This is a genomic window from Paenibacillus sp. J31R120, assembly GCF_056269225.1.
This window is the reverse complement of the sequence record NZ_JBWDNN010000003.1, coordinates 390,243-410,571: the sequence shown is the minus strand read 5'-3', so window position 1 is coordinate 410,571 and position 20,329 is coordinate 390,243. Positions and strand designations below refer to the sequence as shown.

The 20,329-nt window shown below is 52.4% G+C and carries 23 protein-coding genes; all 23 read left to right on the top strand.

What is annotated here, in order from left to right:
* Positions 1 to 21: 21 nt before the first annotated feature.
* The gene (locus AC0YNW_RS14310; RefSeq protein ID WP_475832550.1) at positions 22 to 768 is read left to right on the top strand and encodes a DUF3939 domain-containing protein; all 747 of its coding nucleotides are present in this window, start codon (positions 22 to 24) and stop codon (positions 766 to 768) included.
* 279 nt (positions 769 to 1,047) lie between these two features.
* Positions 1,048 to 2,526, top strand: a complete 1,479-nt coding sequence (gene spoIVA, locus AC0YNW_RS14305; RefSeq protein WP_119799545.1) for a stage IV sporulation protein A — start codon at positions 1,048 to 1,050, stop codon at positions 2,524 to 2,526.
* 408 nt (positions 2,527 to 2,934) lie between these two features.
* A complete protein-coding gene (locus AC0YNW_RS14300; RefSeq protein ID WP_116044761.1) occupies positions 2,935 to 3,210 on the top strand; it encodes an HU family DNA-binding protein in 276 nt (91 codons plus the stop codon).
* A 142-nt stretch (positions 3,211 to 3,352) separates the two neighbouring features.
* On the top strand, positions 3,353 to 3,574 hold the full coding sequence (mtrB, locus tag AC0YNW_RS14295) for a trp RNA-binding attenuation protein MtrB (protein WP_116044760.1): 222 nt from the start codon (positions 3,353 to 3,355) through the stop codon (positions 3,572 to 3,574).
* Positions 3,575 to 3,735: 161 nt separating this feature from the next.
* A complete protein-coding gene (locus AC0YNW_RS14290) occupies positions 3,736 to 4,347 on the top strand; it encodes a hypothetical protein (RefSeq protein ID WP_475832549.1) in 612 nt (203 codons plus the stop codon).
* A gap of 103 nt (positions 4,348 to 4,450) precedes the next feature.
* Positions 4,451 to 5,320, top strand: coding sequence for a heptaprenyl diphosphate synthase component 1 (locus tag AC0YNW_RS14285; RefSeq protein WP_475832548.1), 870 nt, complete (start codon positions 4,451 to 4,453; stop codon positions 5,318 to 5,320).
* Between the two features lie 5 nt (positions 5,321 to 5,325).
* The gene (locus AC0YNW_RS14280; RefSeq protein WP_475832547.1) at positions 5,326 to 6,048 is read left to right on the top strand and encodes a demethylmenaquinone methyltransferase; all 723 of its coding nucleotides are present in this window, start codon (positions 5,326 to 5,328) and stop codon (positions 6,046 to 6,048) included.
* The gene (locus tag AC0YNW_RS14275) at positions 6,045 to 6,920 is read left to right on the top strand and encodes a UbiA-like polyprenyltransferase (protein ID WP_475832546.1); all 876 of its coding nucleotides are present in this window, start codon (positions 6,045 to 6,047) and stop codon (positions 6,918 to 6,920) included. Before AC0YNW_RS14280 ends, AC0YNW_RS14275 begins: the two co-directional genes overlap by 4 nt.
* Positions 6,914 to 7,588, top strand: a complete 675-nt coding sequence (locus AC0YNW_RS14270; protein WP_475832545.1) for a UbiX family flavin prenyltransferase — start codon at positions 6,914 to 6,916, stop codon at positions 7,586 to 7,588. Before AC0YNW_RS14275 ends, AC0YNW_RS14270 begins: the two co-directional genes overlap by 7 nt.
* Positions 7,551 to 8,411, top strand: a complete 861-nt coding sequence (locus tag AC0YNW_RS14265) for a menaquinone biosynthetic enzyme MqnA/MqnD family protein (protein ID WP_475832544.1) — start codon at positions 7,551 to 7,553, stop codon at positions 8,409 to 8,411. The genes AC0YNW_RS14270 and AC0YNW_RS14265 overlap by 38 nt, the downstream gene beginning before the upstream one ends.
* Positions 8,408 to 9,382 carry a polyprenyl synthetase family protein gene (locus AC0YNW_RS14260; protein WP_475832543.1) on the top strand — a complete coding sequence of 325 codons (975 nt, stop codon included), beginning with the start codon at positions 8,408 to 8,410 and terminating at the stop codon, positions 9,380 to 9,382. Before AC0YNW_RS14265 ends, AC0YNW_RS14260 begins: the two co-directional genes overlap by 4 nt.
* A gap of 37 nt (positions 9,383 to 9,419) precedes the next feature.
* Entirely contained in the window at positions 9,420 to 9,863 is a 444-nt protein-coding gene (ndk, locus tag AC0YNW_RS14255) for a nucleoside-diphosphate kinase (RefSeq protein ID WP_387473707.1), read from the top strand.
* A gap of 29 nt (positions 9,864 to 9,892) precedes the next feature.
* Complete coding sequence (locus tag AC0YNW_RS14250; RefSeq protein ID WP_387473705.1) at positions 9,893 to 10,672, top strand: CheR family methyltransferase; 780 nt, start codon at positions 9,893 to 9,895, stop codon at positions 10,670 to 10,672.
* A gap of 68 nt (positions 10,673 to 10,740) precedes the next feature.
* Positions 10,741 to 10,911: a hypothetical protein gene (locus tag AC0YNW_RS14245; protein WP_387473703.1), complete on the top strand. Its 171-nt coding sequence runs from the start codon at positions 10,741 to 10,743 to the stop codon at positions 10,909 to 10,911.
* A gap of 300 nt (positions 10,912 to 11,211) precedes the next feature.
* On the top strand, positions 11,212 to 12,315 hold the full coding sequence (aroB, locus tag AC0YNW_RS14240; protein ID WP_387473700.1) for a 3-dehydroquinate synthase: 1,104 nt from the start codon (positions 11,212 to 11,214) through the stop codon (positions 12,313 to 12,315).
* Positions 12,312 to 12,683, top strand: coding sequence for a chorismate mutase (gene aroH / locus AC0YNW_RS14235; protein ID WP_387473697.1), 372 nt, complete (start codon positions 12,312 to 12,314; stop codon positions 12,681 to 12,683). Before aroB ends, aroH begins: the two co-directional genes overlap by 4 nt.
* Before the next feature lie 323 nt (positions 12,684 to 13,006).
* Entirely contained in the window at positions 13,007 to 14,575 is a 1,569-nt protein-coding gene (gene trpE, locus AC0YNW_RS14230) for an anthranilate synthase component I (RefSeq protein ID WP_475832542.1), read from the top strand.
* A 2-nt stretch (positions 14,576 to 14,577) separates the two neighbouring features.
* Positions 14,578 to 15,621, top strand: a complete 1,044-nt coding sequence (trpD, locus tag AC0YNW_RS14225) for an anthranilate phosphoribosyltransferase (protein ID WP_387473692.1) — start codon at positions 14,578 to 14,580, stop codon at positions 15,619 to 15,621.
* Positions 15,611 to 16,408 (top strand): indole-3-glycerol phosphate synthase TrpC, encoded by a 798-nt coding sequence (gene trpC / locus AC0YNW_RS14220; protein WP_475832541.1) that lies wholly within the window; start codon positions 15,611 to 15,613, stop codon positions 16,406 to 16,408. The genes trpD and trpC overlap by 11 nt, the downstream gene beginning before the upstream one ends.
* The gene (locus tag AC0YNW_RS14215; RefSeq protein ID WP_475832540.1) at positions 16,405 to 17,088 is read left to right on the top strand and encodes a phosphoribosylanthranilate isomerase; all 684 of its coding nucleotides are present in this window, start codon (positions 16,405 to 16,407) and stop codon (positions 17,086 to 17,088) included. Before trpC ends, AC0YNW_RS14215 begins: the two co-directional genes overlap by 4 nt.
* Positions 17,085 to 18,278 carry a tryptophan synthase subunit beta gene (gene trpB, locus AC0YNW_RS14210; RefSeq protein ID WP_119799561.1) on the top strand — a complete coding sequence of 398 codons (1,194 nt, stop codon included), beginning with the start codon at positions 17,085 to 17,087 and terminating at the stop codon, positions 18,276 to 18,278. The genes AC0YNW_RS14215 and trpB overlap by 4 nt, the downstream gene beginning before the upstream one ends.
* Positions 18,278 to 19,084: a tryptophan synthase subunit alpha gene (gene trpA, locus AC0YNW_RS14205; RefSeq protein WP_475832539.1), complete on the top strand. Its 807-nt coding sequence runs from the start codon at positions 18,278 to 18,280 to the stop codon at positions 19,082 to 19,084. The genes trpB and trpA overlap by 1 nt, the downstream gene beginning before the upstream one ends.
* 144 nt (positions 19,085 to 19,228) lie before the next feature.
* Complete coding sequence (gene hisC / locus AC0YNW_RS14200; protein WP_475832538.1) at positions 19,229 to 20,320, top strand: histidinol-phosphate transaminase; 1,092 nt, start codon at positions 19,229 to 19,231, stop codon at positions 20,318 to 20,320.
* Positions 20,321 to 20,329 lie beyond the last annotated feature (9 nt).

The window sequence follows — 20,329 nt, the reverse complement described above, 5'->3', positions numbered from 1 at the left end:
GGAAATGGAGGATAACAAGCAATGAAATCATCTGCTCTATTTGCAGCGGGCCGCAAATGGCGTACAAGCGCTATGATCGGTCTGCTTGCTATGATTACACTGTCGCTTACGGGATGTCTGTATCCGGAAGACGAGAAGCAGAATGTGCCGCCCAAAGAGGCGGTGCGTAACGTTCAAGCTGCGATCGACCAATATTTTGATGAGCAAGGACTTCTGCCGATTGTGACAAGCTCGCAGGATGTTCCCGTATATGAGAAATATAAGATCGATTACAAGAAGCTTCAGGCAAAGGGATATCTAAGCTACATTCCGTCCGCTGCATTCGAGAACGGCGGCAATTATTATTTCATCATCATTGACGAGGAGACTGATCCTACCGTCAAGCTGATGGACATCGCGACGTTCCAGAAGCTGATCGACGTGCAGAGCTGGGTGAAGCAATATGCGGACAGCCGCGGCTCCCTGCCGAAGAAGGATGAGATGTACCCGGGCTTCTATACGATAGATTACGAGGGCATGGGCAAAAAAGCGCCTGATATTCGAAGCGGTTTTTCGGGTGTAGGCTTGCATACGATTTTGGATGACAAAGGGAACATCTACATCGATTACGGCATCGATCTCATGCAATATATTCAAAAGAACGGAGAATCCGCCGCGAACGGGATAGACGATCTGAGAGAGTTGCTAGTGAACAGCTCTGACTTTGTCCCTGTGAAAGCACCAGTCTACAAGCTGGTCGGCGGCGAGCCGGTCGCTATATTGCCTTAACCGTATAATGGAACGAACCTCTTCCGCTGCTACAGCGGAAGAGGTTTTTTTGTGCGCCGCGGCATAGAAAGAACCCTTTCCTCATATATTTCAATCTTGGAAGGGAAGCAGGTTCATTCGGTGAATGAAAAAAGTTTTCGTAGAAGGAATCGTCATAATTGGACAGTCGGGACATAAGCTATTACTAGTCCAAAAAGTATGTACGAGTTGCGTCGCTGGCCTGCCCTTTTGTCCGGTGGATGGCGGCGAACCGGAAAATCAATTGGGAGGGGATATTCAGTGGAGAAAGTAGACATTTTCAAGGACATAGCCGAACGTACCGGCGGGGATATTTACCTCGGTGTAGTTGGGGCGGTCCGGACGGGCAAATCAACGTTCATTAAACGATTCATGGAGACGGTCGTACTTCCCAACATTGCGAATGAATCGGACCGGGTCAGAGCCGTGGACGAACTTCCTCAAAGCGCCGCAGGCAAAACCATTATGACAACAGAGCCCAAATTCGTGCCAAACCAAGCGGTTCAGCTTAAAGTGGCGGAAGGGCTTGAAGTGAATGTAAGATTGGTAGACTGCGTCGGCTATGCGGTAGAAGGAGCCAAGGGCTATGAGGATGAGAATGGCCCGCGTATGATTACGACACCTTGGTTCGACGAGCCGATTCCGTTCCAGGAAGCGGCCGAGATCGGGACGCGCAAAGTGATTCAGGAGCATTCTACGCTTGGCGTCGTCGTGACAACGGACGGTTCGATTGCAGAGATACCGAGAAGCTCGTACGTTGTGGCAGAGGAACGCGTTATTGAAGAGCTGAAGGAAGTAGGCAAGCCGTTTGTGCTTATTATCAACTCGACGCGTCCGAAGAGCGAGGAGACACAGCAGCTTAGAAGCGAGCTTCAGGCAAAATATGATATTCCAGTCATTGCGCTCAGCGTGGCGACGATGGGTGAAGAAGAAGGCACAGCCGTTCTGCGTGAAGTGCTGTACGAATTCCCCGTGCATGAGGTTAATGTCAATCTGCCGAGCTGGGTCATGGTACTGAATGATAATCACTGGCTGCGCACGAATTACGAGAACTCCGTGCGCGACACGGTGAAGGATATTCGCCGCCTCCGCGATGTAGAGCGGGTTGTGGCGCAATTCATGGACTACGACTTTATTGCAAGAGCCGGACTTAGCGGTATGAATATGGGTCAGGGCGTTGCGGAGATCGATCTGTACGCTCCCGACGAGCTGTATGACCGTATCTTGATGGAGGTTGTCGGCGTCGAGATTCGCGGGAAGGATCACCTTCTGCAGCTGATGCAGGACTTCTCTCATGCCAAGAGGGAATATGACCGGTTCGCGGAGGCGCTTGAGATGGTCAAAACGACCGGTTACGGCATCGCAGCCCCGTCCCTTGCGGAGATGGCGCTCGACGAGCCGGAGCTCATTCGCCAGGGGTCTCGTTTCGGCGTAAGGCTGAAAGCGACTGCCCCGTCCATCCACATGATTCGTGTCGATGTGGAATCCGAATTTGCTCCGATCATCGGTACGGAGAAGCAGAGCGAGGAGCTGGTCCGCTACCTCATGCAGGACTTCGAGAACGACCCGATCAAGATCTGGGAATCGGATATCTTCGGCCGCTCGCTGCATTCGATCGTAAGAGAGGGCATCCAAGGCAAAATTGCCATGATGCCGGACAATGCGCGCTACAAGCTTCAAGAGACGCTGGGCCGCATTATCAACGAGGGCTCCGGCGGATTAATCGCCATTATTCTGTAACAAACCCTGACAACCGACAGGCTGCACCAAAGGTCGCCAAGACCTTCGGTGCAGCCTGTCTTGCCTTTTGGGACTATATGCTTAGCCCCTCCAGAAATCGGATAATGTCAGACTTTTCAGCCAAAATGACCGTAAAATTAGAAAACGTTCCTTTTCCGCGTCAAATCAACGTTTTCACTTGAAAAAGCAATTCTGCTGTATTACTATAGGTTTGTTCGGTCAAAAGGTATATATTTGAAGTTTTCGGTTAATAAGAGGAATATGACTGTTCTAGCATGTGCACACGAAGCAAGTTTTTGTCTCACAAAACTAAGCCTATGCTTACGAAGTAAGTTTTTGATTCTCAAAAACTAAGCCTATGCTTACGAAGTAAGTTTTGCTCCGCAAAACTTTTAAGGAGGTGAAATCATGAACAAAACTGACTTGATCGCGAAAGTAGCTGAATTGACGGACCTGTCCAAGAAGGATGCGACAAAAGCGGTTGATGCCGTTTTCGAGGCAATCTCCGACGCGCTGCAAAGCGGCGATAAAGTGCAGCTGGTAGGCTTCGGCAACTTCGAAGTGCGCGAGCGCCAAGCACGCAAAGGCCGCAATCCGCAAACAGGCGAAGAGATCGATATTGCTGCTAGCAAGATGCCGGCATTCAAACCAGGCAAATCTCTCAAGGACCTCGTATCCAATTAACGTATAGGCAAGAACAGGCGCTCGAACGATTCGTTTGAGCGTTTTTTTGTGGGATGTGAAATGACGCGGCATTGCACATTGGCGCGACTTCCACTATAATTCACATGGATAGCAAGGAATGTTGAATTGCGGAGGGATCACCATGGAGCCTACGGTTGGCGATTATATTGTAGTGAAGGCGAAGGATCAAGGCGTACAGGTCATCGGCCTGACGCGCGGCCAGGATACGCGGTTCCACCATACCGAAAAGCTGGACAAAAACGAAGTGCTGATTTGTCAGTTCACCGATCATACCTCGGCTATCAAAATCCGGGGAAAAGCCATTGTTATGACGAAATACGGTACCGTGGAAACCGATCAATAAGATTGGAGCAAAGCAGGCGAAGCCTGCTTTTTTGTTTTTATCCTGCCCGGATCAGACAAGCCGAATATTCAATCTCCCATTCTCGTACAATGTATTATATGCCTGAAGTCTGTATGTGTCATGCCCGGAATGACCAGACTTGGAATAAGGACTATGTACTTATGAGAATGAATGGAGGTGCCGCATTGCGCACCGGAACTAGAATTGCAGCTGCATGTGCGGTTACGCTGGCCATTACGCTCGGAGCGGCATGGCTGCCCCAGGCTCTGATGAAGTCCAAGGGCGGAGGGGGCGACGTTGCCGTTTTCCGCGGGGCGCCGATCGAGCATTTGACCAATGTGAACATCGTCGATGCGTTCGTTGGCGTCGATCTTCGCGAGCGGCTGGGCCATGTGGAGTGGCGGAACGCCGTATTGACGCTGGAGTTGGTCGTACCGAGCGACAGCGGCAGACCGGAGCAGTGGTTCGATGACGTGGAACGATTGATCGGGGTTTCGTATAAGCAGCTCGATAATGTGAAGCGGCTGCTCATCCGTATTATGGAGAGTGACGGCAAAAAGAAACGGCTTCTGGCAGCGGTGGATGTCCGCGAGGGAGACGCCTGGCTGTTTGGCGAGCTGGGAGAGCTTCAAGACTCCGATCCGGTACATGATGAAGTATGGAGAAAGCGTCTGAGGCTTAGCTTTACATCGGCGTGGATGGATCGATTCGGCAAACCGGAGGGCTATTCGGCACGCTCGGTTCGGCCTGGGACTTCGGATATAGCAAATTGATGAACATGTAAGGGGAGTCGTATGCTCTCATGTAAAGTTGTGCTATAATAGTTTAGATTATTGAGCGGAGACTTGCTGCTACATTTGTTCGGAGGCTTCTATAATGACTAGATACCGCATTCCTGAGATGACAAAACTTCATGCAAGGCACGATATGATTGATAGACATACCGAGTTGCCTCCGCTGGCTGAGCCGAGAGCACGGATGCTATATGCGTTCCTTAGTCAACAGAGGTCAGTGAAGGAGCATAGCGAGCTCTACACGTTGGTTGTGACGCTTGTACAGCTTGGCATGGATACCCACGATTTGATCGATACGGAGACGACGAAGCGATCCGAGGCGGATATGCGTTCCAGGCAATTGAAGGTATTGGCTGGGGATTTTTTCAGTGCGAGATTCTATCAGCTGCTTGCAGACGCGGGACAAATTGAGATGATTACGAAGATCAGCGGCGCCGTATGCGAAGTGAACCGGCTTAAGGTGAACCTGTATACACGAATGAGAAGTCTGCGCTTAACGGCTGAAGAATACTTCAAGCAGGCTGTGCAGCTTAGAAGCGAGCTGTTCCAGCACTTCTCCGGTATATTGGAGGGTGCTGTGGCTCGAATCTGGCCCGAATTGCTGCAGGACATAAGCCGCTGCGAGGTTGTGCTGCAAGAGCTGGAGCGCAGCGAGAGCATCGATAAGTTCGACAAAAGCTGGGCTTATTGGCATGTCCTGCAGGTCGGTACGGAAGAGGAACGCCATCGGCTCGCCTCCCAGACGCTGGAGAGCGGTGAGCTTCCTGCACTACTTCACAAATACGACATACGGGTATTGCTGACAGCCAAGCTGCGGCAAGCGGTTGAATCGCTGAGATCCGGGGCTGCGTTACTGGATTCGGACAAGTTGACAAGCGAGCTGTCCGCCATTGCGGATAGTATGGTCAGCAAGCTGTCCAGCGGTATGCCCGCGCTTAACGAGACGAGGTGAAGGAAATGGACAATACAAATTCTAAGAGCCATGTGCATGGCTTATTCGAGACGATAGCGCCCAAATACGATTTGATGAATGATGTTATCAGCTTTCGCAGGCATAAGGCTTGGCGCAAGTATACGATGAACCGAATGAATGTGCAGCATGGCCAATCGGCGCTGGATATATGCTGCGGCACTTGCGATTGGACGATTGATTTGGCCAAAGCTAGCGGTACAGGCCGTATTGTAGGGCTTGATTTTAGTCAGAACATGCTGGATATCGGCGAGAAGAAATTGAAGAAGCTGGGCTTGGATGACCATATCGAGCTCGTGCAAGGCAATGCCATGAGCCTGCCATTCGAAGACAATACCTTCGATTATGTTACGGTTGGCTTCGGCCTTCGGAACGTGCCGGACTATCTGCAAGTATTGAAGGAAATGAGACGCGTCGTAAAGCCAGGCGGACAAGTCGTCTGCCTGGAACTGTCGAAGCCGACATGGCAGCCATTCAAGAGCATTTATTATTTGTACTTCGAACGTATGATGCCATGGTTCGGCAAGCTTATTGCGGGTAGATTCAAGGAATACCAATGGCTTCCCGATTCGCTGAAGCTGTTCCCTGACTCCAAAGGTTTGACAGAGCTTTACCGCCAAGCGGATATGAAAGAAGTGGATGTGCGCCTCTTTTTCGGCGGCATCGCCGCTTTGCACATAGGCACGAAGGGAAGAGATGTTCAGCAATGATACGCAAACTTCGCATTATACTGGAAATGATTAAATTTGAACACACCGTGTTCGCCTTGCCTTTCGCCTACATGGGGGCTTTGCTTGGCACGGTTGTGATGGAACAAAGGCTTCCGTCCTGGAGCGAAATCGGTTGGATCTCGCTTGCCATGTTCGGAGCCCGCAGCGCGGCTATGAGCCTGAATCGCCTGATTGACAAAGCGATTGACTTGCGGAACCCGCGCACGAGGGACCGGGCTTTGCCTGCCGGCTTGCTGAAGTCGGCTGAAGTGCTTCTGTTCATCATCGTTTCGTTTGTCCTGTTGTTCTGGGCGGCGTCCAATCTGGCGCCAATTGCGATGAAGCTGATGCCGATTGCGGTATTTTTCCTAGTTATTTATTCCTACACCAAACGTTTTACCTGGCTGTGCCATATCGTGCTTGGCCTGACCATCGCGCTCTCTCCGCTTGGAGGATGGGTGGCTGTGACAGGACAGTTCGATTTCTCGGCATGGCTTCTCTATGGTACGGTCGCGCTGTGGATTGCGGGATTCGATATCATTTATGCAACACAGGATTATGAATATGATCGTGACGCTGGCCTGCACTCCATTCCGGCGCGTTTTGGCATCTCCGGCGCTCTGTGGATCGCAAGGTCACTTCATTTTGTGACGGCAATTGGCTTTGTCATTCTGTTCTGGATGACACAGCTCAGCTGGCTCTATCTGTTCGGTGCGCTGCTTTCCATCGCCTTGCTGTTCTATCAGCACTGGATGGTGAAGCCGCATGACTTATCCCGCGTGCCTACAGCGTTTTTTGGCATGAACGGGACGCTTAGCGTCGTATTGTTCATCTTCACCATTGCAGACTTGGTGGTGCTTAGACAATGGTAGGCGGAGAGCAGACACCAGTAAGGGAAACCCCCAGAAAAAGATGGGTAGTTGGCATTACGGGCGCAAGCGGTGCAATCTATGGCATTCGGCTGATTGAGGAACTGCTGGCCAAAGACTTCGAAGTGCATCTGGTTGTTACGGAAGCGGGATGGCGCGTATTGAAAGAAGAGCTTGGCTGGGAGACGGCACGCAGAGCGGAGACGCTCGACCGGGCATTCTCCAGGCAGGGTGGACAAGGCAAGCTGGTCTTCCATCCCAATGCGAATATCGGCGCTTCGATTGCGAGCGGATCGTTCCGGGTGGAGGGCATGTTGATTATGCCATGCTCCATGGGAACGCTATCATCGATTGCGCACGGCGCTTCCAACAACTTGATGGCGAGGGCTGCCGACGTTATGCTGAAGGAAGGACGCAAGCTGCTGCTTGTGCCGCGGGAGACGCCGCTGCACGCGATTCATCTGGAGAACATGCTTACGCTTGCCAGACTGGGCGTACGTATCGTTCCGGCGATGCCGGGCTTTTATTACAAGCCCCAATCCATGGATGAAATGATTAATTTCCTTGTGGGAAAAGTACTGGACAACGTAGATATTGATCATGATTTGTACAGAAGATGGGGAGATGAGCATAATGAGCAACTCGCATCGGATCACCATCGGGGAGATTGACTATGCCAACGCTTGGCCTCTGTTCAAGGGCTTCGAGCGTCAGGTAAAAGGTTTGGACTATGAGATGATTGCGCGTGTCCCCTCGGAGCTGAATCGCTTGCTCAGCGCAGGGGAATTGGACATTTCGGCCATTTCATCCTTTTCATACGGACAGTATTGCGACGATTACGTACTGATGCCAGGTCTGTCGGTCGGGTCCATTGGCCGCGTCCATTCGCTTCTGCTGTTTATGAAGGAACCTTTGGAGAAGCGCAAGCCGCGCAAGATTGCGGTTACGACGACCACCGCGACAACGATTAACCTGCTCAAGATCATCATGACCATGCGGTTCGGGATTGAGCCCGAATATGTTCGGGCCGAGCCTGATTTGAAAGCTATGCTGAAGGATTCCGATGCAGCGCTTCTGATCGGCGACCCGGCCATCACAGCTTCCTGGCATACAGAGGGGCTGCATGTGCTCGATTTGGGAGAGTTGTGGCATAACTGGACAGGTCTCGGCATGGCCTACGCTGTTGTGGCTGCGCGCAGATCAGCAGTTGAGAAGCATGGAAGCGAATTGCGAGCGATATACGAAGCGATGTTAGCCGTCAAAGCGCATAACCAGCACAACACAGGTCCGCTGATCGAGCGCGCATGCGCAACCATTGGCGGAGAGTATTCTTACTGGGAGACTTACTTCCGTTCGTTGCAATATGATTTCGGCGATAAGCTGCAAGCCGGCTTGTCTCTTTATTTCCAATACGCGCGTGAACTCAACCTGCTGCAGCATGAGGCGCGGCTGACGTTTTATGAAGGACACTCTCCCCAAAAGGTGAAGGAATGAAACTATTAGAACTGTACGCAAAAATGAAGGGCGATTTGAATCAGATCGAACAAGCGCTGGAACGCAGCGTGTCCGATGACCATGTCCTGCTTAGCGATACGTCGACACACTTGCTCAAGGCAGGCGGCAAGCGGATACGTCCTGTATTTGTGCTGCTGGCGGGCAAGTTCGGAGATTACAAGCTGGACGTGCTCAAGCAAGTGGCGGTACCGCTGGAGCTGATCCACATGGCTTCGCTTGTGCATGACGATGTCATCGATGATGCGGAGACAAGACGCGGTCAATTGACGGTCAAGTCCAAGTGGGATAACCGGATTGCCATGTACACAGGCGATTATATCCATGGGAAAGCGCTGACGATTGCCACACAGCTTCCCAATCCGCAGATCCACCAAATCTTGTCCAAAGCGCTTGTTCAAATGTGCATCGGCGAGATGGAGCAGATCAGGGACTTCTTCAATACGGAGCAGACGATCCGCAATTACTTGCTTAGAATTCGCAGAAAGACGGCGCTATTGATCGCGATCAGCTGCCAGCTTGGGGCTGTAGCAGCCAATGCGGACCGGGCAACAGCGAATCGGCTGTACCGTTATGGCTACAATGTGGGAATGGCCTTCCAGATACGCGATGATCTGCTTGACCTGTACGGCACCGAGAAGCAAATCGGCAAGCCGCCAGGCTCCGACATCCGTCAAGGCAATATTACCCTGCCGGTCATTCTCGCCTTGCGCGATCCGGGAGCCAGAGAGCCGCTTCTGCAGGAAATCCGCATGATACGCAAGCATGAAGGCTTTCCCGATACGAAACGGGCCATCTCTCTCATTCGCAACAGCGCAGGAGGAGAGCTCGCGGACGAGCTTGCTAACCGTTACATACAGAAAGCTTTGAAGGCATTAGAAGGATTACCCGATCATACGGCGAAAAAGAATCTTACCGATATTGCGCATTTCGTCGGGAAGAGAAACTATTAGATCATTTAATCTGGTGTTGGAAGGGATGGTTTGCAAGATGGAAAGAACGTTTCTGATGATAAAGCCTGATGGCGTTCAACGCGGATTAATCGGCGAAATCGTGTCGCGCTTCGAAAAAAAAGGGCTTCAGTTGTCGGCAGCCAAGTTCATGCAGATCACGCGCGAGCGCGCGGAAGTTCATTATGCGGAGCACAAAGGCAAGCCGTTCTATGAGCCGCTTCTGGAGTTCATTACATCCGGTCCCGTATTCGCCATGGTGTGGAGCGGCGACAATGTCATCGCGCTGTCGCGGGCGCTAATCGGCAAGACCGATGCGCTGGATGCTGCGCCAGGTACGATTCGTTCCGATTTTGCGGTACATACGAACTTTAATTTGATTCATGGCTCTGACTCTGCGGTCAATGCAGAGCGGGAGATCGGCATCTTCTTTGCACCCGAGGAGCTTGTGTCTTACGAGCATACGATTCAACGCTGGGTATAAGCCAGCCGCATAAGATGGAGGCTGCCGTTATGTCTGATGATCTGGACTTCTTACAATTTATAGACCGCATTAAGCGAAAGACTGATATTGATCTTTCGCAATACAAGGAAGCGCAGATGAAGCGCAGGCTGACGACGCTTCGCATGAAAAATGGTTTCTCCACCTTTCAAGCCTATTATGAGGCGATTGAAGGGAATCGCGCTTTGCTGAACGAGTTTTTGGACCGGATGACGATCAACGTGTCGGAGTTTTGGCGGAATCCGGGGAGATGGGATGTTCTTCGCGAACGGTTCCTGCCGGAGATGATGAGTGCTAATCCCCGGTTGAAAATATGGAGCGCAGCCTGCTCCACAGGTGAAGAGCCCTATACGTTGGCGATGATATTATCCGAGCTAGGGGCCGCTGGGAAGACTGCACTAGTCGCTACGGATCTGGACAACAACGTTCTGGAGAAGGCGAAGGAAGGGATCTATCTGGAGCGGTCGCTTCGAGATGTGCCGGCAGCCTTTCGCAGCCGTTACTTCAAGCCGGACCAAGGGGCTTATCGTATAGCGGATGAGCTGAAGAAAGCGGTACAGTTCAAACAGGGCAACCTGCTGCATGACCGGTTCGATTCCGGCTATGATCTGATTGTGTGCCGGAATGTCATGATTTATTTCACCGAAGAAGCCAAGCATGGCTTGTATCATAAGTTCTCCGAAGCGCTTAAGCCGGGAGGGATCCTGTTCGTCGGCAGTACAGAACAAATTTTCTCTCCTGCGCAATACGGCTTCGAGACAGCGGATACTTTCTTCTACAGACGCGTGTAGCGATGTATAGCGGTTTCCATGTTCTCCTATACTAATCATAGAATCGATTTGTGGAAGGAGAACTGGATATGGACAAGCGCCAAGTGATCGCCGCGTATCGCCGCGGGTTTCTTACGATACAGGAGTGCGCGCAAATCATCGGCGTGGACAGCAGGCAAGCGGCTAGAATTGCGGATGATACCAAATACATGAGCGAAAGCAATGGCTGCCATGAACAACCGGCTGCCAAGAGCCTGTAGATATGCCTGCGGAGAAGACCGGGCTGCCTTGATTCGATGGAATCGGGAGCCCGGTCTTTTGCTGTTTTGACGGGCATTGAGGCGGTCTAAGGGAACGGTGAGATTTCTTGTCAAACCCGCATGGCTGTACTATAATGAGCAAAGATGTTTCGGGATTATCACGACAGCAGGCGCATGGGAGTGCGGCTTTGCGCTTAAGGAGGGACTTTGGCTTGCGTCTAAGCTAATTGACTGCGTGCTCACCCTCTAGTCCGAACGGGAAAGAACAAATATTTTAAGCAATTGGGGCGATAGCAGACTATGCGTGAACTTATGGTAGACCTTGGTGAACGTTCTTATCCTATCTATATTGGGGAAGGCCTCTTGAACGAGGCGGATACTTATTTTTCCAAGCACGGCATTAGCAAAAAATCTCCGTTGCTTATTATTACCGATACGAATATCGCGCCGCTGCATCTGGCTCTGCTTGAAGAGAGGTTGAACGGGGGCGGATATCAAGCAGCAAGCGCGGTCGTTCCAGCGGGAGAAGGTTCCAAGTCGCTCGCTATGCTGGAACAGCTGATCGCAAGCGCCCTCGATGCCGGTCTTGACCGCAAATCAACGATCGTGGCACTTGGCGGCGGCGTTGTCGGCGATTTGGCCGGCTATGTAGCAGCTTCCTTTATGCGCGGTGTCAAATTCGTGCAAATCCCGACTACGATACTTGCGCATGACAGCAGTGTAGGAGGTAAGGTGGCGGTCAACCATCCAAAGGCCAAAAACATTATCGGCGCATTTCATCAGCCTGAATTTGTATTGTATGATTTGAATCTGCTGCAGTCGTTGCCGGCGCGCGAGGTGCGGTCCGGATTGTCCGAAGTGGTCAAGCACGGACTGATCTGGGATGCCTCCTTCGTCCAGTGGTGCGAGGAGCATGCGGATAAGCTGCTTGCGCTTGATGCAGACAGCCTTGGCTACGCGCTTCACAACGGCTGCAGCGTAAAGGCGTCAGTCGTTTCGCAGGATGAGAGAGAGAATGGGCTGAGGGCTATTCTGAACCTGGGACATACAATCGGACATGCGATTGAAGCGGTTGGGGGCTACAACGGACTTCAGCACGGTGAAGCGATAGCGATCGGTATGGTTGGTTCGGCTAAGCTTGGCGTCCGCTATGGAGCGCCTGAGGACGTGTACACAACGACCAAACGCGTGCTGGCCAAGTGCGAATTGCCAATTGCGCTTCCGCAGCATTACGATGTGGATGCAATCATGGAAGCGATGATGCATGACAAGAAGTTTGCGGAAGGTACAATGGTATTTATCGTACCGACGGCGATCGGTGAAGTCGAGATCAAGTCGGATGTGCCGATCGCCTGGGTAAGAGAGATCGTGGAGGAATTGAAACTGGAGGTTGAACAGCAATGAGTGTACGCGGAATACGCGGTGCGATAACCGTAGATGCGAATGACGGACAACAAATTGCCAGCGCGACGCTGGAGATGATGAAGGATCTCGTAACTCAGAATGAACTAGACCCTGCTGACATTTGCAGTGTCTTGATTACAGTGACGAATGATCTGAACGAGACGTTCCCCGCCCAGTCGATCAGACAGCTCGAAGGATGGGAGCTGGTGCCTCTGATGTGTGCGCTGGAGGTTCCGGTGAAGGGAAGCTTGGAGCGCTGCATCCGCGTTATGGTATTGGCCAATACGGAGAAGACGCAAGCGGATATCCGCCATGTCTATTTGCGCGGCGCCCAGGCGCTTCGTCCGGATTTGTCAAAGTCAAAATAACGGGTTGACGCATCCGCTTCGGATGCTATATAGTTAATGCAATAGATGAGATGAGTCAAGTAGGTTTTTAGCTGAGTTGAGATGAGTAGAGCATTAGTGAGTTGCCGTAGGGCAAACCCCATAAGATCATGGTTGCTGGTCAAGTTGAGCATGGACCCGGTACATAATTTTGTATCCGCTGGCTGTTCTGCTTTACCGCATCGAAGTGATTGCAGGGGACCTATAGGGCACGCTATCATCGATACATTCTAAGCTCCTGCTGCGGCGGGAGCTTTTTTGATTATACGCTTCTCGCCGAAATTCCATTAATGGGGGTCGTAAGGATGACGAATGAATTGAAACGCGTAATAGGGCTTGCTGGAAGCTATAATCTGATACCGATTGTACGTTATGTAATGGCGGATACGGAGACGCCGATCCGGTTGTTCCAGCATTTTGCCGAAGAAGACCATGCTTTCTTGCTGGAGAGCGTGGAGGGCGGCGCCAAATGGGCGAGATATTCTTTCATCGGAACGGACCCATTCATGAAGCTGTACGGCAAGCATGGCGAGCTGGTGCTGGAGCATAAAGGGGAGAAGACGATTCTGCATGAGAAGCCGATCGAGCTGCTCAAGGCGAAGCTGCGGTCCTTCCACAGCCCTTCCTCCAGCGAATTGCCGCCATTCACAGGAGGCGCAATCGGATTTTTCGGATACGATCTGCTTCAGTATTACGAGAATCTGCCGGCGCATCGCATTGACGATTTGCAAATGAACGATATGCAATTCATGTTCTGCGATCAGGTTATCGTATTTGATCATTTCAAGCAGCAGCTGCAAATTATCGGCAATGTTCATATCGAATCCGGTGCGACGGACGGCGAAATCGAGCGGGCCTACAACGAAGCGGTTGCTAAAATCGATGCAACGATTGACCGTTTGAAGCAGCCGGTTCCGAGCAGCGTGTCTCCCACGTCCCCCATTCCGAATGATCCGGAGCTTGGAGATGTGCAGTCGAATTTAACCAAGGATCAATTTATAGCCAATGTCGACAAGGCGAAGGAATACATCAGAGCCGGGGACATCTTCCAGGTTGTGCTATCACAGCGCTTCAGCATTGATACCGACATTGATCCGCTACTAGTCTATCGCGTGCTTCGCACGATGAACCCTTCGCCATACATGTACTATTTGAAAATGGGCGAGGAAGTCATTGTAGGCACGTCGCCGGAAGCTTTGGTTAAAGTGGCGAACGATCGGGTCGAGACAAGACCTATTGCCGGCACAAGACCGAGAGGCGCGACACCGGAGCAGGATAAGGAGCTGGAGCTGGAGCTCCTGGCGGATGAGAAGGAGAGAGCGGAGCATCTTATGCTGGTCGATCTGGGCCGCAACGATATCGGCCGCGTATCGGAATTTGGTTCCGTCCGCTGTGATTCATTCATGGAAATTGAGCGGTACTCCCATGTGATGCATATCGTATCGAACGTATCAGGCAAGCTACGGCAGGACAAAGATTTCTTCGATGCTTTCATATCCTGCCTGCCGGCTGGAACGGTATCCGGCGCTCCGAAGCTGAGAGCGATGCAAATCATTGCGGAGCTGGAGAATGAGGCGCGTGGCGCATATGCCGGGGCGATCGGTTATCTGGGCTTCGGCGGATCGATGGATACCTGTATTACGATCCGGACCATTATCTTCAAGCACGGCAAGGCTTACGTTCAGAGCGGGGCAGGTATTGTGTGGGATTCTGTTCCGGAGAACGAATATATGGAGACGGTCAATAAAGCAAAAGGCATGCTAAAGGCGATCAGAGCGGCGGAAGCGAGCTTCCGGAAGCCGGAAGCCATGCAGGCGAGAAGCATGGCGATCAACACGGATTACGAAGTCCAGACGGGGAAGGGGCGCGGTTAACGATGAGCGGAATGATGACGATGCAAGCGGCGTTAAATAAGGTGATTGGCGGAGAGCATCTGACGAAGGAAGAAGCGGCGGCGGTGATGTCCGTCATAATGAGCGGAGAAGCGTCAGGCTCGCAGATCGGGGCTATCGCAACCGCGCTGCGCATGAAAGGCGAGAGCAAGGATGAAATTACAGGCTTTGCCCAGGTCATGCGTCAGTATGCCAGCCGAGTTCAGACAGAGCAAGAAGGGCTGCTGGATACATGCGGCACAGGCGGCTCCGGCATTCATAAGTTCAACATTTCCACAGCGTCTTCCATTATCGCATCCGCAGCAGGCATCCGCGTCGCCAAGCATGGCAATCGTGCTATGTCCGGCAAGACCGGCAGCGCTGACGTGCTGGAGGCGCTTGGCGTCCAGATTACGCTATCTCCTGAGCAGGCAGCAGCCTGCCTGAACGACATTGGCATCTGCTTTATGTTCGCGCAGCATTACCATCCGTCCTTGAAGCATTCGGCTGGCCCCCGCAAGGAACTCGGCATCCGCACCATATTCAATATGCTTGGCCCGCTGACGAATCCGGCAGGCGCCGATCGCCAGCTGCTTGGCCTGTATGACCGTTCGCGCACCGAGACAATAGCAGAGGTGCTGGGTGAGCTTGGGTTAAAGCGCGCGCTTGTCGTCAGCAGCCATGACGGGCTGGATGAGATCAGCATATCCGCTCCCACCCAAATCTCGGAGCTGAGAGAGGGCATCGTTACGACCTATCATATGGAGCCGGAGGACCTCGGCTTGACCCGGCATTCCATTGTTGATGTTCAAGGCGGAGAAGCGGCAGTCAATGCGGGACTTATTCGCTCCATCTTCCGTGGCGAAGAACGCGGCGCTTACCGGGATATCGTGCTCGCGAATGCGGGCGCATGCATCTATGTCGGCGGACTGACCGCCACGCACCGGGAGGGAGTCGCCTTGGCAGCAGAAGTCATTGATTCCGGGAAGGCGCAAGTCAAGCTGGAAGAGCTTATTCAAACGACAGGAGAGTTGGCACATGTTTCTTGATAAAATCGTTGCTACCAAACAAGCGGAAGTCGAGGCGTTGTCTGCAAGCTTCCACTTGTCCGAATACGAGGGCATCATCGACGAAATGCCGGCTTGCCGCGGCTTTGAATCGGCATTGCAGGAGAGTCGTCGCAAGCGCGTCATGGGCTTGATCGCAGAAGTGAAGAAGGCGTCCCCTTCCAAGGGACTAATCCGCGAGGATTTTGAGCCGGCAGCACTCGCTCGTGCCTATGAGTCCGCAGGCGCAGACTGCATCTCAGTGCTGACAGACCGTGACTACTTCCAAGGTTCGAATGATTATTTAAAGCTGGTCAAGCAATCGGTCGATATTCCTCTGCTTCGCAAAGACTTCATTATCGATTACCGGCAAATCTATGAGGCACGCATTATAGGGGCGGATGCAGTGCTGCTTATTGCAGCCATCTTGACGAAAGTCCAGTTGGAAGAGTTCCATGATTTGGCGAAGTCGCTTGGCATGGACGTGCTGGTCGAGGTTCATGACGCAGCAGAGCTCGAAACCGTGCTCGAGCTGGATAGGGCAACCTTAATCGGCATTAATAATCGCGATCTCAGATCCTTTGTCACCGATCTCGCCACGACAGAGAAGCTGATCGGCATGATCCCTCAGGATGTAACGATTATTAGTGAAAGCGGAATTGCTAGCCGCAAGGATATGGACTATTTGCAATCGGTCGGCTCGCATGGCGTGCTGATAGGCGAACACTTTATGCGTCAGCCGGATGTAAGCGATGCGGTGCGCGCGCTGATGGGCGAGATTCGTTCATGAATGTTCGTATCAAAATATGCGGCTTGCGGGATGAAGCGACCATTAAGGCCATGGACGGATTATCGCTAGACGAGATCGGCTTGGTATTCGCCCCCAGCAAACGCCAAGTGAGCAAAGAGGAAGCTGCTAAGCTAATTGAAGCGATTCATGGGATTCGCAATGACCGCAAAGCCCGTCCTCATGCGGTGGGCGTATTCGTGAATGAAAGCATGGAAGAATTGGCGAATATTCTGGCTGTTGCGCCTCTCGATGTTGTACAATTGCATGGACAAGAGTCACTGTCGTATTGTTCCGAGCTGAGAGAGAGATTTCCGGGGACGGCCGTTTGGCGAGTAGTCTCTATCCGGCGGGAGGCAGATGCGACAGCGGACGGGCAGATGGTTGATCCGAATGAACGATTGGCCCCGTATGCAGGGTTGGTGGACGCCATTCTGATCGATGCGCCGGGAGGCGGCACCGGTAAGCCCTTTAATTGGGATGTCATCGAGGCATACAAACAATCGGCAGCTTCGCTTGGTCTGCCCCTGTATGTGGCCGGCGGATTGCATGAGGGCAATGTCCAGGAGCTGCTGTACAAGCATAGTCCGGACGGGATAGATCTATCGGGCGGTGTTGAGACCGATGGGCGCAAAGATATCGAGAAAATCAGATCATTTGTCAGAAGGGTGAGAGAAGCATGATACAAGTACCTGACGTAAATGGCAGATTCGGCAAGTTCGGCGGCCGATATGTGCCGGAGACGCTAATGAACGCACTCCTCGAACTGGAGGAGGCCTATGCGCATTATTCCAAGGACCCCGACTTTCAAGCGGAAGTACGGGAACTGCTATATAAATATTCAGGCCGCCCGACTTCACTTTATTATGCAAAACGCTTAAGCGAGCATCTCGGCGGAGCGAAGGTATACCTGAAGCGTGAAGACCTCAATCATACCGGAGCGCATAAAATCAACAATACAATCGGCCAAGGCGTGCTTGCCAAGCGTATGGGCAAGACCAAAATTATCGCCGAGACGGGTGCAGGCCAGCATGGCGTTGCTTCGGCGACCATTGCCGCATTGCTGGGACTGGAATGCAAAGTATTCATGGGTGAAGAAGACATGAAGCGCCAGCAGTTGAACGTCTTCCGTATGAATCTGCTCGGCAGCGAGGTTGTTCCCGTCACTTCCGGCACACGCACGCTCAAGGATGCCTGTAACGAGACGCTGCGGTATTGGGTCAGCCATGTCAACGATACGTTCTACATTTTGGGTTCTGTGACAGGTCCGCATCCTTATCCGATGATGGTCCGCGACTTCCAGCGAATTATCGGAGACGAGGCGCGCGAGCAGATCTTGAAGGAAGAAGGCAGATTGCCTGACTATGTAGTCGCTGCTGTCGGCGGAGGAAGCAATGCAATGGGCATTTTCTATCCATTCGTCCAAGATGAAGGCGTACGCTTGCTCGGTGTTGAAGCCGCGGGCAGAGGCGTGGAGACGGAAGAGCATGCGGCTACGATGACGAAGGGACGCCATGGCGTATTCCAGGGCTCGCTCAGCTACGTCCTGCAGGATCAATTCGGACAGGTGCAGCCGGCGCATTCGATCTCAGCGGGGCTGGACTATCCCGGCATCGGGCCTGAGCATGCTTATTTGAAGGATTCCGGACGAGCGGACTATGTGCCGATTACCGATGCCGAGGCATTGGAGGCGCTCCAGCTGTTGTCCCGTACGGAAGGCATTATCCCGGCGCTGGAGTCGGCACATGCCATTGCGCAGACGCTTAAGCTTGCGCCTACGCTTGATAAGGATCAGATCGTCGTCGTCAGCTTGTCCGGGCGCGGAGATAAAGACGTCGAAGCTATCATGGGCTATCTGGGAGGTCAAAGCTAATGAATCTCATTGATCAATCATTCGCCAAGCTGAAGGCGGAAGGGCGCACTGCGCTAATTCCGTTCCTGACGGTAGGCGATCCCGATCTTCCTACCACGCTTGCCATCATCAAGCAGCTAGAACAATCCGGCGCAGATATGATCGAGCTTGGCGTTCCGTATTCCGATCCGCTGGCGGACGGTCCGGTGATCCAGCGCGCCTCAGAGCGGGCGCTTCGCAGCCAGATTACAATTCTGGACTGCATTGACTTAGCTGCGCAAGCTCGCGCGGAAGGCGTGAAGATCCCGCTGATTCTGTTCACTTATTATAACCCTGTTCTCCAATTCGGATTGGAGCCGTTCTTTGAGCTTGTGAAGAGCAAAGGCATTAGCGGACTTATTATCCCGGATTTGCCGATTGAGGAAGACGAGGAAGTACGAGCGCTATCGGAGGCGCATCAAATCCATCTTATCCCATTGGTCGCGCCAACCTCCAATGACAGAGTGGCACGTATCTCCCGCAAGGCTCGCGGCTTCGTATACTGTGTATCCTCATTAGGTGTTACCGGCGTTCGCTCGGACTTCCATACCGGCATCGATGACTTCCTGGCGACCGTAAGAGCCTCGACCGACTTGCCGATCGGAATCGGCTTCGGCATCTCCAGCCGTGAGCAAGTGGAGCGGTTCGAGCGGCAATGCGATGCGGTTATCGTCGGCAGTGCCATCGTGAGAAAGATTGAAGAGGCGCTCCCTCTGCTGGAGAAGGAAGAGACAAGAGCGCAAGGGCTTGCCGAAGTGGGTAAGTTCGTATCCTCGCTTAAAGGATAACCTTGTTTCCAAAAACCCGCCCCTTGAGCCTCATGAATGGCTCAAGGGGCGGGTTTTTCGTTTTTTCGAAAAAGCTTTAAAACAACATACAGATATGAGACAATGGGACAGTAACACTTCAATACATAGAAGAGGTGAAGAGTCATGCAGCCCAAATCCAATGTCGTCCATCTGTCTGCATACAATCCGGGCAAGCCGGTGGAAGACGTAAAAAGAGAACTTGGCTTGGATCGTGTGATCAAGCTGGCATCGAATGAAAATCCGTACGGTTTCTCGAGCGAAGCGAAAAACGCCATGCTCGCAGAGCTTACCAATAGCAGTATTTATCCTGATGGAGCAAGCGTCCTGCTTGCGGACGAGCTGGCAAGCAAGCTGGGGGTTCAGAAGAATCAGCTTATCTTTGGAGCGGGCTCCAGCGAAGTGATCGTGCTGGCAGCCAGAGCGTATCTTGCGCCTGGAGACGAGACGATTATGGCCAATGAGACCTTCTCCCAATACAAGCATAATGCCCAAATTGAGAATGCGCGCATCATTGAAGTGCCGCTGAAGGATGGCAAGCATGATTTGCCTGCGATGCTCGCTGGGATTACGAATCAGACCAAGATCGTCTGGATCTGCAATCCGAACAATCCGACAGGTACGATTGTGACCGATGCTGAGCTAAGAGCGTTCCTGAATAAAGTGCCGTCGCATGTGCTTGTTGTGCTGGACGAAGCTTATCGGGAGTTTGTCGATCAAGAACAATTCAGCGATGGCGTTGAGCTGCTGAAGAGTTATTCGAACTTGCTCGTGCTTAGAACATTCTCGAAAGTCTACGGCCTTGCGGCACACCGTATCGGATACGGAGTCGGCAGACCGGAAGTGATTCAATTCATGAATCAGATTCGCGAGCCGTTCAACACGACGCGTATCGCTCAAGCGGGCGCACTCAGTTCCCTGAAGGATGACGCGTTTGTTGCTGCGTGCAAAGAACACAATCTGGAAGGCATTCGCTATATGACGGAGCAGTTCGACCGACTTGGCCTGTCGTATTTCCCGGCGAACGGCAATTTTATTCTAGTAGATGCGAAGCGCCCTTCAGGGGAAGTATTCGACGCGCTGCTGCGCAAAGGTGTAATCGTGAAGGGACGCTGGGCTAACTACCCGACCTATATTCGCGTATCTATCGGAACGCCTGAGCAGAATGCGGCCTTTATCGAGGCGCTGGAGCAAGTTTTGCAGGAAGTGACGGTGTAAACTTAAATT

What these genes read in the sequence shown, in the direction of transcription:
- AC0YNW_RS14310 (WP_475832550.1), top strand. Translation starts at nt 22, where the DNA reads ATGAAATCATCTGCTCTATTTGCAGCGGGCCGCAAATGGCGTACAAGC.
- AC0YNW_RS14300 (WP_116044761.1), top strand. Translation starts at nt 2,935, where the DNA reads ATGAACAAAACTGACTTGATCGCGAAAGTAGCTGAATTGACGGACCTG.
- mtrB (WP_116044760.1), top strand. Translation starts at nt 3,353, where the DNA reads ATGGAGCCTACGGTTGGCGATTATATTGTAGTGAAGGCGAAGGATCAA.
- AC0YNW_RS14290 (WP_475832549.1), top strand. Translation starts at nt 3,736, where the DNA reads ATGAGAATGAATGGAGGTGCCGCATTGCGCACCGGAACTAGAATTGCA.
- AC0YNW_RS14285 (WP_475832548.1), top strand. Translation starts at nt 4,451, where the DNA reads ATGACTAGATACCGCATTCCTGAGATGACAAAACTTCATGCAAGGCAC.
- AC0YNW_RS14280 (WP_475832547.1), top strand. Translation starts at nt 5,326, where the DNA reads ATGGACAATACAAATTCTAAGAGCCATGTGCATGGCTTATTCGAGACG.
- AC0YNW_RS14275 (WP_475832546.1), top strand. Translation starts at nt 6,045, where the DNA reads ATGATACGCAAACTTCGCATTATACTGGAAATGATTAAATTTGAACAC.
- AC0YNW_RS14270 (WP_475832545.1), top strand. Translation starts at nt 6,914, where the DNA reads ATGGTAGGCGGAGAGCAGACACCAGTAAGGGAAACCCCCAGAAAAAGA.
- AC0YNW_RS14265 (WP_475832544.1), top strand. Translation starts at nt 7,551, where the DNA reads ATGAGCAACTCGCATCGGATCACCATCGGGGAGATTGACTATGCCAAC.
- AC0YNW_RS14260 (WP_475832543.1), top strand. Translation starts at nt 8,408, where the DNA reads ATGAAACTATTAGAACTGTACGCAAAAATGAAGGGCGATTTGAATCAG.
- ndk (WP_387473707.1), top strand. Translation starts at nt 9,420, where the DNA reads ATGGAAAGAACGTTTCTGATGATAAAGCCTGATGGCGTTCAACGCGGA.
- AC0YNW_RS14250 (WP_387473705.1), top strand. Translation starts at nt 9,893, where the DNA reads ATGTCTGATGATCTGGACTTCTTACAATTTATAGACCGCATTAAGCGA.
- AC0YNW_RS14245 (WP_387473703.1), top strand. Translation starts at nt 10,741, where the DNA reads ATGGACAAGCGCCAAGTGATCGCCGCGTATCGCCGCGGGTTTCTTACG.
- aroB (WP_387473700.1), top strand. Translation starts at nt 11,212, where the DNA reads ATGCGTGAACTTATGGTAGACCTTGGTGAACGTTCTTATCCTATCTAT.
- aroH (WP_387473697.1), top strand. Translation starts at nt 12,312, where the DNA reads ATGAGTGTACGCGGAATACGCGGTGCGATAACCGTAGATGCGAATGAC.
- trpE (WP_475832542.1), top strand. Translation starts at nt 13,007, where the DNA reads ATGACGAATGAATTGAAACGCGTAATAGGGCTTGCTGGAAGCTATAAT.
- trpD (WP_387473692.1), top strand. Translation starts at nt 14,578, where the DNA reads ATGAGCGGAATGATGACGATGCAAGCGGCGTTAAATAAGGTGATTGGC.
- trpC (WP_475832541.1), top strand. Translation starts at nt 15,611, where the DNA reads ATGTTTCTTGATAAAATCGTTGCTACCAAACAAGCGGAAGTCGAGGCG.
- AC0YNW_RS14215 (WP_475832540.1), top strand. Translation starts at nt 16,405, where the DNA reads ATGAATGTTCGTATCAAAATATGCGGCTTGCGGGATGAAGCGACCATT.
- trpB (WP_119799561.1), top strand. Translation starts at nt 17,085, where the DNA reads ATGATACAAGTACCTGACGTAAATGGCAGATTCGGCAAGTTCGGCGGC.
- trpA (WP_475832539.1), top strand. Translation starts at nt 18,278, where the DNA reads ATGAATCTCATTGATCAATCATTCGCCAAGCTGAAGGCGGAAGGGCGC.
- hisC (WP_475832538.1), top strand. Translation starts at nt 19,229, where the DNA reads ATGCAGCCCAAATCCAATGTCGTCCATCTGTCTGCATACAATCCGGGC.